Genomic DNA, 14,945 nt, shown 5'->3' with positions numbered 1-14,945 from the left:
CGTTCTGCCGCCGGGTCCGCCTCGGCGGGGCTTTCCCATCGGCCGGCCGCTCACCGGCGGGCCGCTCACCGGCCGCTCACCGGCGGGCCGCTCATCGGGGCCCGTCGCTCCGGTGGTCTTTCTCGATCACCTCTCGAACATCGGCCCGCTTCCGGATAGCCTCCGGCCATGTCCAATGGTCAGTGGTACCCACCGGAATGGCCCGACCGGATCCGGGCACTCGCCGCGGGCGAGCTGACGGCCGCGACACCCAGGCGGGCCGCCACCGTGATGCTGCTGCGTGACCGTGCGGGAGCCGGCGCCGGGGGCGGCACCGTCGTGCACATGCTGCGCCGCAGCGCGTCCATGGCGTTCGCCGGGGGCGCGTACGCCTATCCGGGTGGCGGAGTGGACCCGCGTGACGACGACCGCCTCATCGGCTGGGCCGGGCCGTCACTGGAGAGCTGGGCCCGTCGGCTCGGCGTCGGCACGGTGACCGAGGCACAGGCCATTGTCTGCGCGGCGGTCCGTGAGACGTACGAGGAGGCCGGCGTCCTGCTCGCGGGGCCGACCGCCGACACCGTGGCCGGGGATGTCACCGGGGCGGACTGGGAGGCCGACCGCGAGGCGCTGGTGGCCCGTGAGCTGTCGTTCGCCGAGTTCCTGGACCGGCGGGGCCTGGTGCTGCGCTCCGACCTGCTGGGTGCCTGGGCCCGCTGGATCACCCCGGAGTTCGAACCGCGACGGTACGACACCTGGTTCTTCGTCGCCGCGCTCCCGGACGGGCAGCGCACCCGCAATGTGTCCACCGAGGCCGACCGCACGGTGTGGATCTCCCCCGGTGAGGCCGCCGACGGGTACGACCGGGGCGAGCTCCTGATGATGCCGCCCACCGTGTCGACGCTGCGCACGCTGAGGCCGTACGGGACGGCTGCCGAGGCCCTGGAGGCCGCGGACTCCCAGGACCTGGCTCCCGTACTCGCGCAGGCCCGGCTGGAGGGCGACGTGTTGGTGCTGAGCTGGCCTGGGCACGACGAGTTCACCAAGCACATCCCGGGGGCGGAACCGGCCCGGGAGCAGGCTTCGGGCGCGGGCGGCGGTGCCGGGTGAGTGACGCCGCCGCACTGCCCGGACAGCCGCGCGGCGGGGTGCTCTCCGGCCCCGCCACCGCCCGTACGGTCAATGTCCTCGCGCCCAACGCCTCGGCGATGACGCTGGACGGAACCAACACCTGGATCGTCGCCGAGCCCGACTCCGATCTGGCCGTCGTCATCGACCCGGGCCCGCTCGACGACGTACACCTGCGGGCCGTCATCGAGACGGCCGAGCGGGCCGGACGGCGCGTCGCCCTCACCCTCCTCACGCACGGCCACCCCGACCACGCGGAGGGCGCGGCCCGCTTCGCCGAGCTGACGCGTACGAAGGTGCGCGCCCTGGACGTGGCACTGCGGCTGGGCGACGAGGGGCTGTCGGCGGGCGATGTGATCACCACCGGAGGGCTCGAACTACGGGTGGTCCCGACTCCCGGGCACACCGCGGATTCGCTCTCCTTCCACCTGCCCGCCGACCGCGCGGTGCTGACGGGCGACACGATTCTGGGCCGTGGCACCACCGTGGTCGCGCATCCCGACGGGCGGCTCGGCGACTACCTGGACACATTGCGGCGGCTGCGCTCGCTGACCGTCGACGACGGGGTGCACACGGTGCTGCCGGGGCACGGACCGGTGCTGGAGGACGCCCAGGGGGCGGTCGAGTTCTACCTGGCCCATCGCGCGCACCGGCTGGCCCAGGTGGAGACGGCGGTGGAGGCGGGGCACCGCTCGCCCTCGGAGGTGGTGGCCCAGGTGTACGCCGATGTGGACCGTTCCCTGTGGCCTGCCGCGGAACTGTCGGTACGGGCGCAGCTGGAGTACCTGACGGAGCACGGCCTGATCGAGGGCTGACCGGGGCCGGTCCAGGGCCGGTCAGGTCCGACCCGGTCCGGTCGAGGGGCGGTCCGGTCGTCGTTCCGGGAGCTGTTCCCGACCTGCTCGGTCCTGCTCGGTCCTGTTCGGACCCGTTCCGGGCGCGCGTGAAGGGCCCTGCCGTCCGGCCGGGCCCTTCATCACACGCAACACACAGCCGTAGCCGTAGCCGTGGCCTCAGGCTCGGCCTCGGACATCGGCGCGGGCCTCGGTCAGCGCGACCGCTTCGCCAGCCGCTCCACGTCCAGCAGGATCACCGCGCGGGCTTCGAGCCTCAGCCAGCCGCGGCCCGCGAAGTCCGCGAGCGCCTTGTTGACCGTCTCGCGGGAAGCGCCGACCAGCTGGGCCAGCTCCTCCTGTGTCAGGTCGTGGACGACGTGGATGCCTTCCTCGGACTGGACGCCGAAGCGGCGCGACAGGTCCAGGAGCGCACGGGCCACGCGGCCCGGGACATCGGAGAAGACCAGGTCGGACATCTGGTCGTTCGTCTTGCGCAGGCGCCGGGCGACGGCGCGCAGCAGCGCGGTGGCCACCTCGGGGCGGGCGTTCAGCCAGGGCTGGAGGTCGCCGTGGCCGAGGCCGAGCAGCTTGACCTCGGTCAGCGCGGTCGCGGTCGCGGTGCGCGGGCCCGGGTCGAAGAGCGACAGCTCACCGATCAGCTCGCCGGGGCCGAGGACGGCCAGCATGTTCTCGCGTCCGTCGGGGGAGGTGCGGTGGAGTTTCACCTTGCCCTCGGTGACCACGTACAGGCGGTCGCCCGGGTCACCCTCGTGGAACAGCGCGTCGCCGCGCGCGAGGGTCACCTCACTCATCGAGGCGCGGAGCTCCGCGGCCTGCTCATCATCGAGCGCCGCGAAAAGCGGGGCGCGCCGCAGAACGTCGTCCACGAGTTCTCTCCTTGTCGGCCTGTTCAGGGAACCGTGGTCCCCATCATGCCGGACGGTAAAACAGTGCGATCAATCACAAACCAGTTTGACGCACGGGCGTGCCGGACCCTACGGCAGGGGGCCGATCGGGCGTGGATGCGCGGTGACCGGGGCGGATGTCAGTGGCGGGCTCTAGGCTGACCGGGTGTCCAGAATGCCGGTGAGAGCGCAGGCCAAGGGGGCTGATGGGGTGTCGGACGGCCACAATTCCGCTGTGGGCGAACAGCCCGCTCGGCGCCCGAAATATGCCACAAAGGGCTCCGCTGGAGCGTTGGCCCAGAAGCCGGCCGGGAGGCCCGAAGTGAAGACCACCAAGCCGAGCACCACACCGAAGCCGTCGAGCACCGTGTCGAAGCCGTCAACTGCCGCGTCGAAGCCGAAGGCCTCCAGGACTCCCAAGGCCTCCGGGACTCCCAAAGCCCCCAGGAAGACGAAACCGGAATCGCACCTCGCGATGGTCCGTCGGGCCCGCAAGATCAACCGCGAGCTCGCCGAGGTCTATCCGTACGCCCACCCCGAGCTCGACTTCCGTAATCCTTTCGAGCTGCTTGTCGCCACGGTGCTGTCCGCCCAGACCACCGACCTGAGGGTCAACCAGACCACTCCGGCGCTGTTCGCCGCCTACCCCACTCCCGAGGACATGGCCGCGGCCGTCCCGGAGGAGATGGAGGAGATCATCCGGCCGACCGGCTTCTTCCGGGCCAAGACGACATCGTTGCTCGGCCTGTCCGCGGCTCTCCGGGACCGGTTCGGCGGTGAGGTCCCCGGCCGTCTGGAGGACCTCGTCACGCTGCCCGGGGTCGGCCGCAAGACCGCCAATGTCGTGCTCGGCAACGCGTTCGGTGTTCCCGGCATCACGGTCGACACCCACTTCGGACGGCTGGTGCGCCGCTGGAAGTGGACCACCGAGGAGGACCCGGTGAAGGTCGAGGCGGATGTCGCCGCGATCTTCCCCAAGAGCGAGTGGACGATGCTCTCGCACCGCGTGGTGTTCCACGGACGCCGGATCTGTCATGCCCGGAAGCCCGCCTGTGGCGCCTGCCCGATCGCCCCGCTCTGTCCCTCGTACGGTGAGGGCGAGACGGACCCGGAGAAGGCCAGGAAGCTCCTGAAGTACGAGATGGGCGGCTATCCGGGCCAGCGGCTCAGCCCGCCCCCGGACTATCCGGGCAAGCCCGCACCGGCTCCGGGAGCCGAATGAGGGAACGGCCCCGGGAAAGCCCCCACCTCACGGAATGGCTCGGAACGAAATGGCCGACGACAGGCGTTGTAAAGCGACGGGGGTGCCCATGACGCACACACAGAGCTCGCCGCACGCACAGGCCGGGTCGCCGCACGTGCGGCCCGGGGCGCCGCACCCACCGGGTGCCCCGTCCACCGCCGCTCTGATCCCGGACAGCGCGATGGCCGTCACCGGCGACGGCCTGCCCGACTGGCTGGACCCCGTCGCGACGGCCGCGCGCACCGTGCGACCGCAACAGCTCAGCCGCTTCCTGCCGCCCGAGGACGGCGCGGGACGGCAGTCCGCCGTCCTGGTCCTCTTCGGCGACGGGGCGCGCGGTCCCGAGCTGCTCCTGATGGAGCGCTCCGGCTCGCTGCGCTCCCACGCGGGGCAGCCGTCCTTCCCCGGAGGCGCCCTGGACCCGGAGGACGGCGACCAGGCGACGACCGGGCCGCTCAGAGCCGCGCTGCGGGAGGCCGAGGAGGAGACGGGGCTCGATCCGCGGGGTGTGCAGCTCTTCGGCGTGCTGCCCCGGCTGTACATCCCGGTCAGCGGCTTCGTCGTGACACCCGTCCTCGGCTGGTGGCGGGAGCCGAGCCCGGTGGCCGTGGTCGACCCGGCCGAGACCGCCCGCGTGTTCACCGTTCCCGTGGCGGATCTCACGGACCCGGCCAACCGGGCGACGGCCGTGCATCCGAGTGGTCACCGGGGGCCCGCATTCCTGGTCGAATCCGCTCTGGTCTGGGGTTTCACGGCCGGAGTGATCGACCGCATCCTGCACTACGCCGGGTGGGAGCGCCCGTGGGACCGGACCAGGCAGGTGCCGCTCGACTGGCGCGCATGACAGGCTGACTTCCCTGCTGCGCTGTTCCGGGCCCGGCCCGGACCCCGTCGTACGGACGGGCCAGGTGACGAATCTGCGAGGCAATTGACGGTGAACGTGCTGGACATCCTGCTGCTGGTCGGTGCCGTGTGGTTCGCGGTCATCGGCTACCGCCAGGGTTTCGTCGTCGGCATCCTGTCGGTGATCGGCTTTCTGGGCGGCGGACTTGTCGCCGTCTATCTGCTGCCGCTCATCTGGGACCGGGCGACCGATGGGTCCGAGGTCTCCTCGACGGCTGCCATCGTCGCGGTCGTCGTCGTGATCGTGTGCGCCTCGATCGGCCAGGCCTTCACCACCCACCTGGGCAACAAACTCCGCCGGTTCATCACGTGGTCGCCCGCACGCGCCCTGGATGCCACCGGAGGCGCCCTGGTCAATGTGGTGGCGATGCTGCTCGTCGCGTGGCTGATCGGGTCGGCGCTCGCCGGTACGTCGCTGCCGACACTGGGCAAGGAGGTCCGCAGCTCCTCGGTCCTGCTCGGCGTCTCCCGGGTGATGCCCAAGCAGGCGTCCACCTGGTTCACGGACTTCTCCTCGGTACTCGCGCAGAACGGCTTCCCGCAGGTCTTCAGCCCCTTCGCCAACGAACCGATCACCGACGTCAAGGCCCCGGACCCGGCCCTGGCCGGCAGCCCGGTCGCGGCACGCGCCAAGAAGTCGATCGTCAAGGTCATGGGCATGGCGCCCAGCTGCGGCAAGGCCCTCGAAGGCACCGGCTTCGTCTTCTCCGACCGCCGAGTGATGACCAACGCCCATGTCGTGGGCGGCGTCGACGAGCCGACCGTCCAGATCGGCGGTGAGGGACGGCTGTACGACGCGAAGGTCGTCCTCTACGACTGGGAGCGCGACATCGCCGTACTGGACGTCCCGGATCTCCGGGCCAAGCCGCTCAGGTTCACCGGCACCGACGACGCGGAGACGGGCGACAGCGCCATCGTGGCCGGCTTCCCGGAGAACGGGGGGTACGACGTGCGCTCGGCGCGCGTACGCGGCCGTATCGACGCGGACGGCCCGGACATCTACCACCGGGGTACCGTGCGCCGCGATGTGTACTCGCTGTACGCGACCGTGCGTCAGGGCAACTCCGGCGGACCGCTGCTCACTCCGGAAGGAGAGGTGTACGGAGTGGTGTTCGCCAAGTCCCTCGATGACCCGGACACCGGCTACGCGCTGACGGCGGACGAGATCCGCGAGGACATCGACCACGGCCGTACCGCCAACCAGCAGGTCGACAGCCAGGGCTGCGCGCTCTGAGTCCTGGCCGCCGCTGTCCTGCCGGCAGCCGTTTCATCGGCCCCGGTCCTGCCGGTCAGGCAGCGGGTGAGGATGTCGCGGAGTCGTCCTCGCGTTCAGCTGCGAGGGTGCCGCAGCCGCGCCGAGACCCAGCGGGCACGACGGCGGAGAATGCGAGGAATCCCCAGCCTGGCATGGGTGTGGGGATGATGAACGTCATGCGTGTCGTGCAGCCGGCCCTGGGGGCCGCCCCCCTCGTGAGTGCCCACACCGGCTGTCGCGGTGGAGCGGCGGTTGCGTGCTTCGTCAGTGAAGTCGTGCGTCCAGCCCATACCCCGACGTCTGCCCGTGACCCAAGGTCGGTAATCGTGCGGGAGTCAGCCAATTGGCCTATGCGGCGGGCAATTGGCCATGCGTCGCCCACCTGTGCGCCCGGACTACCGGTCGGGTTCAGGATCCTTGAGCCAGTTGATGAGTTCGGTCGAGAAGCCGACCGGATCCTCTTCGTGGGGGAAGTGCCCGAGACCGTCGAAAAGTCGCCACCGGTAGGGCGCTTCGACGTACTCGCCCGAACCGGCGGAACTGCGCGTCCGGACCGCCGGATCGAGTGACCCGTGCAGGTGCAGAGTCGGCACGCGTACCGGCCGCTTCATCCGCCGGTTGAACTGGACACCGTCCGGTCGTGCGAGCGAGCGCACCATCCAGCGGTACGGCTCGATCGAGCAGTGCGCCGTGGACGGAATGCACATGGCACGCCGGTAGACGTTCACGGTCTCGTCGTCGGGGAAGTCCGCGGTCCGCGGTCCCGACCAGTCCCGGATCAGACGGCCCACCAGGGCCGCGTCGTCGGCGACGAGCTGACGCTCCGGCAGCCACGGCCGCTGGAAGCCCCAGATGTACGAACCCGCCCGGGACTGCGAGAAGTCGGAGAGCATCGCGGAGCGCCAGCGGCGCGGATGCGGCATCGAGGACACCACGAGCCGCCGTACCAGCTTCGGCCGCATCACCGCGGCGGTCCAGGCGAGGTAGCCGCCCATGTCGTGGCCGACCAGTGCGGCGTCGGGCTCGCCGAGCGAGCGGATGACGCCGGTGACGTCGAGCGCCAGGTTGGCGGGGTCGTAACCCCGGGGCGTGCGGTCGCTGCCGCCCACCCCGCGAAGGTCCATGGCCACCGCACGGAACCCGGCGTCGGCGAGAGCGGTCAGCTGGTGGCGCCATGTCCACCAGAACTGCGGGAAGCCGTGCAACAGCAGCACCAGCGGCCCGTCACCCAGTTCCGCGATGTGGAAGCGCGCGCCGTTGGCCGCCACGTCGCGGTGGGTCCAGGGGCCGTCGAGGCGTACAGGACTGCCGGCACCGGCCGGACTCGTCGAGCCTGCCGGACCGAAAGGGCTGGAATCGGGGACCGTCATGTGGACGAGCGTGCCACAGCGGCGGCCTTGTCCTTGCCCGGACGGTTCTCGATGGCCTTGTCCGCCAGGGTGCTGCCGGAGGCCCGGAGGATCTCGTCGGCCCGGACGGACGGCCGCGGGTGCGGCTTGACGCTCTGGAGCACGGCGGCGGTCTGCTTGGCCGAGGCGATGGACTTCTCCGGCGGCTTGACCTTCTTGAACTTGGCGATGGCGATCAGCGCGAGCAGTACCGCCAGAAGGATGAACGCGCCGCCCACGATCAGGAACGACCAGGCGAGCCCGAGCCCCAGATTGTGGATCCCGTACGCGGCCGCGAAGCTCAGCACGGGCAGCGCGAACAGAATCAGCACGCCCGCGATGATGAACGCCACACTGCCGACGACGCCGCGCTTGACGTCCTGCCGTACCTCGGCCTTGGCCAGGGCGATCTCATCGTGCACCAGCGCGGACATCTCGGCCGTCGCCGAGGCGACCAGCTGTCCGAGACTGCGGTCCGCACTGCCCACGTAGTTGCCGGGGTCGCTCATCCCTGACTCCCTCTCCTCTTCGACACATCCGATGTCAGATCATGCCGGACTGTCCGGCTTGTTGCGCGCTGCCCCCGCCAGTTCTGCCAGACGGCGGTGCTCGGCCGCCTTCCGCTCGTGGATCAAGGCCATCCGCAGGTGGTATTCCGGGTCGTCCTGTTCGTAGATGTCGGGCACGCCCGACTCGTCCTCGTCGAGCTCCTCCGCCTCGTACAGGGCCCGGTATCTGCGTACCCGCAGTTTGAGCAGTACACCGGAGAGCACGGCCGCTATCAGGGAGCCGATCAGTACGGCGGCCTTGATCTCGTTGACCGTTTCCGCGTCGCCCTCGAAGGCGAGTTCGCCGATCAGCAGGGAGACGGTGAAGCCGATTCCGGCGAGCGAGGCGACCGCGAAGACGTCCGCCCAGGCCAGATCCTTGTTCAGCTCCGCCTTGGTGAAGCGGGTCGCGAGCCAGGTGCCGCCGAAGATGCCGACGGTCTTGCCGAGAACCAGTCCGAGTACGACACCGAGCGTCTCCGGACGGGTGAAGACCCCGGCGAGCGCGTCGCCCTTGAGGGAGACCCCGGCCGAGAAGAGCGCGAACAGGGGCACGGCGAGCCCGGCCGACAGCGGGCGGACCAGATGTTCGATGTGCTCACCGGGGGAGTGCTGCTCGCCCTCGCGCTTGGTGCAGCGCAGCATCAGACCCATGGCGACACCGGCGATGGTGGCGTGGATGCCGCTGTTGTACATCAGGCCCCAGATGACCAGGGCCAGCGGTATGTAGATGTACCAGCCCCGGATCCCCTTGCGGATCAGTACGTAGAAGACGACGAGACCGGCGAAGGCCCCGCCGAGCGCCATGAAGTCGATGCTTTCGGTGAAGAAGACCGCGATGATCAGGATCGCGAAGAGGTCGTCGACGACGGCGAGGGTCAGCAGGAACGCGCGCAGGGCGGACGGCAACGAGGTGCCGATGACCGCGAGGACGGCGAGCGCGAAGGCGATGTCGGTGGCCGTGGGGACGGCCCAGCCGTCCGTGGACCCACCGCCGAGATTCGTGGTGAGGACGTAGACCAGCGCGGGCACGACCATGCCGCACAGTGCCGCGACGACCGGGAGGGCGGCGGCCTTGGGGTCACGGAGTTCGCCCGCGACCAGTTCACGTTTGAGTTCGACGCCGGCGACGAAGAAGAAGACGGCGAGCAGCCCGTCGGCCGCCCAGTGCGCCACGGAGAGGTTCAGGCCCAGCGACCCGGGGCCGAGATGGAAGTCGCTGATCGTCCGGTAGCTGGACTGGAAGGTGTTCGCCCAGACCAGCGCCGCGAGGGCGGCTGCCAGCAGGATCACCCCGCCGACCGTCTCGGTGCGCAGCGCCTCCGCGACATAGTTCCGCTCGGGCAGGGAAAGGCGTCCGAACAGGGTGCGGCGGGGCGTAGGGGGTATGGGGGCGGGCGCGGCCACGAGTGGGGACCTCCGGGTCGGTACGGCAGCGATGGCATGGCTGATGCACTTGCCGACCAGACTTCCCGGCACACCCTTTGGAGATTTCTTATTACGTTATTGACGCAGCGACCACTGTACCTGGGCGCCCGGGAGCCGTATGCAGCGATTCCGACCCTAAATGCCCGATGGGCACCCGGCGCGTCGCCGGATGCCCATCGGGGTCGTACATGATCGACCGCCGCGGCGGTCGGGCCGTCAGTCCTCGGAGGACGCGGACGGCAGCTGGGTCTGGATCAGGTCCATCACCGAGGAGTCGCTGAGCGTGGTGACGTCCCCCACCTCGCGGTTCTCGGCGACGTCGCGCAGCAGGCGGCGCATGATCTTGCCCGAGCGGGTCTTGGGGAGTTCGGCGACCGGCAGGACGCGCTTGGGCTTGGCGATCGGGCCGAGCGTCGCGCCGACGTGGTTGCGCAGGTCCACGACCAGTTCGTCGGAGGCGGTCGCCGTACCACGCAGGATCACGAACGCGACGATCGCCTGGCCCGTCGTCTCGTCGGTCGCGCCGACCACGGCGGCCTCGGCGACCGACGGGTGCGACACGAGCGCCGATTCGACCTCGGTGGTCGAGATGTTGTGCCCCGACACGAGCATGACGTCGTCGACCCGGCCGAGCAGCCAGATGTCGCCGTCCTCGTCCTTCTTCGCGCCGTCGCCCGCGAAGTACTTGCCCTCGAAGCGTGACCAGTAGGTGTCGATGAAGCGCTGGTCGTCGCCCCAGATGGTGCGGAGCATCGACGGCCACGGCTCGGTGAGGACGAGATAGCCGCCCCCGCCGTCGGGCACCTCGCGGGCCTCGTCGTCGACGACCGTGGCGGAGATGCCCGGCAGCGCGCGCTGGGCGCTCCCCGGCTTGGTCTCCGTCACTCCGGGCAGCGGCGAAATCATCATCGCGCCGGTCTCGGTCTGCCACCAGGTGTCCACGATCGGGCACTTGTCGGCGCCGATGTGCTTGCGGTACCACATCCATGCCTCGGGGTTGATCGGCTCACCGACCGAACCGAGGACGCGCAGCGACGACAGGTCGAACTTGGCGGGGATGTCGTCACCCCACTTCATGAACGTACGGATCGCGGTCGGCGCGGTGTAGAGGATCGTCACGCCGTACTTCTGCACGATCTCCCAGAAACGCCCCTGGTGCGGGGAGTCGGGCGTGCCTTCGTACATGACCTGGGTGGCCCCGTTGGCCAGCGGCCCGTAGACGATGTACGAGTGTCCGGTCACCCAGCCGATGTCGGCGGTGCACCAGTAGACATCGGTCTCCGGCTTGAGGTCGAAGACCGCGTTGTGGGTGTACGCCGCCTGGGTGAGGTAGCCGCCGGAGGTGTGCAGGATGCCCTTCGGCTTACCCGTGGTGCCGGAGGTGTAGAGGATGAAGAGCGGCTGCTCCGCCTCGAAGGCCTCGGGGGTGTGCTCGGCGGACTGCCGGCCGGTGATCTCGTGCCACCAGACGTCGCGTCCCTCGGTCCACGCGGTGTCCTGGCCGGTGCGGCGGACCACGAGGACGTGCTCGACGCTCTCGATACGGGAGACGGCGTCGTCGACCGCGGGCTTCAGCGCGGAGGGCTTGCCCCGGCGGAAGCCGCCGTCGGCGGTGATGACGACCTTGGCGTCGGCGTCCTGGATGCGCGCGGCGATGGCGTCGGCCGAGAAACCGCCGAAGACCACCGAGTGCGCGGCGCCGATGCGGGCGCAGGCCAGCATCGCGATCGCGGCCTCGGGGATCATCGGCAGATACACGGCGACGCGGTCGCCCGTGCCGACACCGAGTTCGATGAGGGCGTTGGCGGCGCGGGACACCTCGTCCTTGAGCTCCGCGTAGGTGATGGCGCGGCTGTCGCCGGGCTCACCCTCGAAGTGGATGGCGACCCGGTCGCCGTTGCCCGCCTCGACATGGCGGTCCACGCAGTTGTACGCGACGTTGAGCTTGCCGTCCGCGAACCACTTCGCGAAGGGCGGGTTGCTCCAGTCGAGCGTCTCGGTCGGCTCCGTGGCCCAGGTCAGGCGACGAGCCTGCTCGGCCCAGAAGCCCAGCCGGTCCGCTTCGGCCTGCTCGTACGCCTGTGCTGTGACGTTGGCGTTGGCGGCCAGTTCGGCAGGCGGCGCGAATTTCCGCTCTTCCCGAAGCAGGTTGGCCAGGCTTTCGTTGCTCACGACTTCTCCCAGTCCCAGGGTGTCCGTTGTGTCCCGGGGCATAGCTCATCAGGCCGGGGGCCAGGTGACAAGTGTCTGCCGGGAATTGGTTTAGACCTGTGTCTTCGTGTATGGAGGCACGATCCCGCTCCGCACCGCGTGTCGTCGCACAGTGCCACGGGGCACCGCACGCATGGCATCGCACGTGCGGAACGGGATCACAAGATCTCACGGAACTGGGGTGTGTCCGGTTCAGAGGGTGTGGCCGGTTCAGGCGCGGGTACGTTCCAACTCGCCCGGACCGGAAGGGTCGGTGAACAACGCGTGGTCGGTGCCGTTCCGCGCATCGGGACCCGCCCCGGGCCCGACCCGGTCGAAGACCTCATCGGGTTCCGTACCGGAACTGGACTCCTCGGTCAGCAGATAGGCCTGCGCCTCGCCCACGTGGAAGTACATCCCGTGCAGCTGGAGCGTGCCTTCCGCGAGCCGCCGTGCCACCGCCTCGTGCGCCCGCAGATGCTCCAGCTGCTGGACCACGTTGGTGAGGCAGAGCTGTTCCACCGCGTCGGTGGGCAGCCGGCCGGAGATCCTTGCCCAGGAGTGATGGCGGGAGGCCATCCGCTCCAGGCTCGGCAGCCCGTGTCGCAGCCAGCGCCACAGGGGCGTCGTCCTGGGAGTCCCGGGGTCAGCGTTGAGCAGTGCCTGCATGGCCCCGCAGCCGGAGTGCCCGCAGACGGTGATGGACTCGACCCTCAGCACGTCCACCGCGTACTCGATCGCGGCGGCCACGGAGTCGTCCCCGCCGGCCGGGGACTCGGTGTCCGGCGTGGGCACCAGATTGCCGACGTTGCGCACGGTGAAGAGGTCACCCGGGCCGCTGGACGTGATCATGCTGGTGACGAGGCGGGAGTCGGCGCAGGTGATGAAGAGCTGGGAGGGCCGCTGTCCCTCGGCGGCGAGTCTGGCCAGCTCCTCGCGCACCAGAGGTGCCGTATTGCGCTGGAACGAACTGAGGCCGCTGAGCAGACGATGGGCCCCGGTCGGGCGTGACATGCCCGCAGCGCCGCCGACGCCCTTGTCGGGACCGGCGCCGGTGCCTTCTGTCCCGGCCGTGCCGTCGTGCGCGCCGGAGTCGGAGCCGGTGTGGGGGCCGGTGCGGGAAGGGGAGCCGGTGCCGGAGCCGGTGTTGTGGAGTGTGTCGGCGGCGGTGGTGGGTCCTGTGGGGTTTCCGTGACAGTGGTGGTTGCGCCACGGGGTCCAGGGGCGGCAGCAGGAGTGCGCCGCCGAGGCGGGCTCGGCGATTCGGCCGCCCGACCTGCCGGTGAAGGAGATCCGGGCGCCCTGGGCGAGCTGGGTGGTGCGCCAGTCCTGGATGCTCTCGTAGGCCGCGTGGTCCATGAAGAACCCGTCGAGTTCGACGATCGCGTCCACTCCGGGCGGTAGCTGGCCTAGCGTCCGGCTGAGCCGTGGAACGGCCAGGAAGGTCAGCTGGCCGCGGATGGTCACCAGATACCGCTCGCCCTGCTCGCTCACGGTGACTCCGGTGCGGGCCAGCCGGTGCAGCGCCACGGCCACGGCCACGGTGATGCCGATCGTCACGCCCTTCAGCACGCCGAAGGCGATCACGCCGGTGATCGTCGCGCCGTACACCAGGAACTCCCGGTGCCTGTGGACATTGCGGATATGGGCGAAGCTCACCATCTGGATGCCGACCACCATCACCAGCGCGGCGAGCGCGGCCAGCGGGATCCATTCGAGCACCGTCACCAGCAGCACCGCCGCGAGCAGGACCCAGACGCCGTGCAGGACGGTGGAGGCCCGGCCGGTCGCCCCCGCCCGTACGTTGGCCGAACTGCGCACCGCGCCCCCGGACACCGCAAGTCCACCCAGCAGTCCGGCCAGGGTGTTGGCGATGCCCTGTGCGCGCAACTCGCGGTCGAGATCCGAGCGTTGGACGACAACCGGAAGCTGTTCGGTGCTCCGGGCTGGTGGTTGTCCGGCGCTCGGCGCGGATGGCTCGGAGGAGGACGGGCCGGCCGGCCGGGCGGGCGTCTGTCCGCCTGCGGGGTCGGAGGGCGGGGACGGCGGAGCCGCGGGTGCCGAGGGTGCCGAGGGTGTCCGGTCGGCCGTGTGGTCGGTCCGGGTCGCCGCGCGGTCCGCGGTCAGCTTGTCCACGGCCACCGCGGCGAGCAGCGATTCCAGACTGGCCACCAGCATCACCGTGAACACCGCGGTGGCCAGGGCCAGTACGGGTCCCTGCGGCAGCTCGGGCAGGGCGTGCGAGCGCCACGACGGCAGGTCGACCCGGGCGATCCCGGGTGTCGCGAGTGCGGCCACCGCGGTCGCGAGGGCCACCGAGGCGAGCGCGGCCGGAATTCTCCGTACCGTTCTCCCGGCGCGGCCCGGCAGCCGTGGCCACAGCACCAGGACGGCGATGGTGAGTGCGCCGATCAGCGGAGCGGCCGGACTGAAGCGGGCCAACTGGTCCGGCAGCGCGAGGGCGTTGTCCATGGCGGAGCTCTGCGGTGAACCGCCGAGCACGATGTGCAGCTGGGCGAGGGCGATGGCCACGCCGATACCGGCGAGGGTGCCGTGCACGATGGCCGGACTGACGGCGAGTGCGCTGCGGGCCGCGCGCAGCGAGCCCAGCAGGATCTGCAGAAGTCCGGCGCCGATGGTGATGGCGCATGTGGTGCGCCAGCCGTAGATCTGGATCAACTCGGCTGTGACCACGGTCAGTCCGGCGGACGGGCCGCTGACCTGGAGGGGTGTCCCGCCGAGAAGGCCGGCGACGATGCCGCCGATGGCCGCGGAGACCAGGCCGGCCGCCAGCGGGGCGTCCATGGCGACGGCGAGGCCGAGGGACATCGGGATGGCGATGAGGAACACGGTGATCGACGCGGACACATCGGCGCCCGCGATACGGAAGCGGCGCCCGCCGGGCGGCGGGCTGTGAGGGCGCTTGACTCCCGAGGCGCGGGGAGGGCGCGAACTACGAGGGGTGCGTTCATGGCGAGTGGGGACGCAGGCAGACATGTTCCCGTCTCCTCCGGGGCAGCGCGGTCGCGGGGTGTGGGGGACGCGGCCGTGGGTCACGGCGTGCAGCGGCGGGATTTCTCAACTCTCAGTAAACGAATCGTAATGGAGAGTAAAGTTGCGCGTCTCACATTTCGGGCAAATG

General features: G+C 70.4%; 12 protein-coding genes. 5 read left to right on the top strand and 7 right to left on the bottom strand.

What is annotated here, in order from left to right; translation table 11 throughout:
* The first annotated feature begins 168 nt into the window (after positions 1–168).
* Entirely contained in the window at positions 169–1,089 is a 921-nt protein-coding gene (locus tag ABT170_RS09190) for an NUDIX hydrolase (protein ID WP_351865411.1), read from the top strand.
* A complete protein-coding gene (locus tag ABT170_RS09185; protein ID WP_329942895.1) occupies positions 1,086–1,922 on the top strand; it encodes an MBL fold metallo-hydrolase in 837 nt (278 codons plus the stop codon). Before ABT170_RS09190 ends, ABT170_RS09185 begins: the two co-directional genes overlap by 4 nt.
* 233 nt (positions 1,923–2,155) lie before the next feature.
* Here ABT170_RS09185 and ABT170_RS09180 read toward each other — a convergent pair whose 3' ends face one another.
* The gene (locus tag ABT170_RS09180; RefSeq protein ID WP_014046869.1) at positions 2,156–2,830 is read right to left on the bottom strand and encodes a Crp/Fnr family transcriptional regulator; all 675 of its coding nucleotides are present in this window, start codon (positions 2,828–2,830) and stop codon (positions 2,156–2,158) included.
* A gap of 385 nt (positions 2,831–3,215) precedes the next feature.
* Between ABT170_RS09180 and nth the strand changes: the two genes are divergently transcribed.
* The 3 genes from nth to ABT170_RS09165 all read left to right on the top strand — a co-directional run bounded on the left by nth (position 3,216) and on the right by ABT170_RS09165 (position 6,228).
* Positions 3,216–4,070 carry an endonuclease III gene (nth, locus tag ABT170_RS09175; RefSeq protein ID WP_351865733.1) on the top strand — a complete coding sequence of 285 codons (855 nt, stop codon included), beginning with the start codon at positions 3,216–3,218 and terminating at the stop codon, positions 4,068–4,070.
* Between the two features lie 88 nt (positions 4,071–4,158).
* Positions 4,159–4,935, top strand: coding sequence for an NUDIX hydrolase (locus ABT170_RS09170; RefSeq protein WP_502970494.1), 777 nt, complete (start codon positions 4,159–4,161; stop codon positions 4,933–4,935).
* Between the two features lie 90 nt (positions 4,936–5,025).
* Positions 5,026–6,228, top strand: coding sequence for a MarP family serine protease (locus ABT170_RS09165; protein ID WP_329942896.1), 1,203 nt, complete (start codon positions 5,026–5,028; stop codon positions 6,226–6,228).
* Positions 6,229–6,323: 95 nt separating this feature from the next.
* On the opposite strand, the gene ABT170_RS09160 is transcribed toward ABT170_RS09165, so the two are convergent.
* The 6 genes from ABT170_RS09160 to ABT170_RS09135 form a co-directional block, all read right to left on the bottom strand.
* Positions 6,324–6,539: a hypothetical protein gene (locus ABT170_RS09160; RefSeq protein WP_329942897.1), complete on the bottom strand. Its 216-nt coding sequence runs from the start codon at positions 6,537–6,539 to the stop codon at positions 6,324–6,326.
* Positions 6,540–6,644: 105 nt separating this feature from the next.
* Positions 6,645–7,619 (bottom strand): alpha/beta fold hydrolase, encoded by a 975-nt coding sequence (locus ABT170_RS09155; protein WP_329942898.1) that lies wholly within the window; start codon positions 7,617–7,619, stop codon positions 6,645–6,647.
* On the bottom strand, positions 7,616–8,146 hold the full coding sequence (locus tag ABT170_RS09150) for a phage holin family protein (RefSeq protein ID WP_329942899.1): 531 nt from the start codon (positions 8,144–8,146) through the stop codon (positions 7,616–7,618). The genes ABT170_RS09155 and ABT170_RS09150 overlap by 4 nt, the downstream gene beginning before the upstream one ends.
* A 39-nt stretch (positions 8,147–8,185) precedes the next feature.
* On the bottom strand, positions 8,186–9,592 hold the full coding sequence (gene nhaA / locus ABT170_RS09145; protein ID WP_351865406.1) for a Na+/H+ antiporter NhaA: 1,407 nt from the start codon (positions 9,590–9,592) through the stop codon (positions 8,186–8,188).
* A 237-nt stretch (positions 9,593–9,829) separates the two neighbouring features.
* Positions 9,830–11,827, bottom strand: a complete 1,998-nt coding sequence (gene acs, locus ABT170_RS09140; RefSeq protein WP_351865403.1) for an acetate--CoA ligase — start codon at positions 11,825–11,827, stop codon at positions 9,830–9,832.
* A gap of 207 nt (positions 11,828–12,034) precedes the next feature.
* Positions 12,035–14,800, bottom strand: coding sequence for a SulP family inorganic anion transporter (locus ABT170_RS09135; protein ID WP_351865400.1), 2,766 nt, complete (start codon positions 14,798–14,800; stop codon positions 12,035–12,037).
* Positions 14,801–14,945 lie beyond the last annotated feature (145 nt).

The sequence above is a fragment of the Streptomyces sp. NPDC001787 genome (assembly GCF_040297465.1).
Lineage (GTDB): Bacteria > Actinomycetota > Actinomycetes > Streptomycetales > Streptomycetaceae > Streptomyces.
This window is presented reverse-complemented; position numbering and strand designations above follow the sequence as displayed.

Bases quoted from the DNA above. Each gene is read 5' to 3' on its own strand.
- ABT170_RS09190 (WP_351865411.1), top strand. From the start codon at position 169: ATGTCCAATGGTCAGTGGTACCCACCGGAATGGCCCGACCGGATCCGG.
- ABT170_RS09170 (WP_502970494.1), top strand. From the start codon at position 4,159: ATGACGCACACACAGAGCTCGCCGCACGCACAGGCCGGGTCGCCGCAC.
- ABT170_RS09160 (WP_329942897.1), bottom strand. From the start codon at position 6,539: ATGGGCTGGACGCACGACTTCACTGACGAAGCACGCAACCGCCGCTCC.
- ABT170_RS09155 (WP_329942898.1), bottom strand. From the start codon at position 7,619: ATGACGGTCCCCGATTCCAGCCCTTTCGGTCCGGCAGGCTCGACGAGT.
- ABT170_RS09150 (WP_329942899.1), bottom strand. From the start codon at position 8,146: ATGAGCGACCCCGGCAACTACGTGGGCAGTGCGGACCGCAGTCTCGGA.
- acs (WP_351865403.1), bottom strand. From the start codon at position 11,827: ATGCCCCGGGACACAACGGACACCCTGGGACTGGGAGAAGTCGTGAGC.
- ABT170_RS09135 (WP_351865400.1), bottom strand. From the start codon at position 14,800: ATGTCTGCCTGCGTCCCCACTCGCCATGAACGCACCCCTCGTAGTTCG.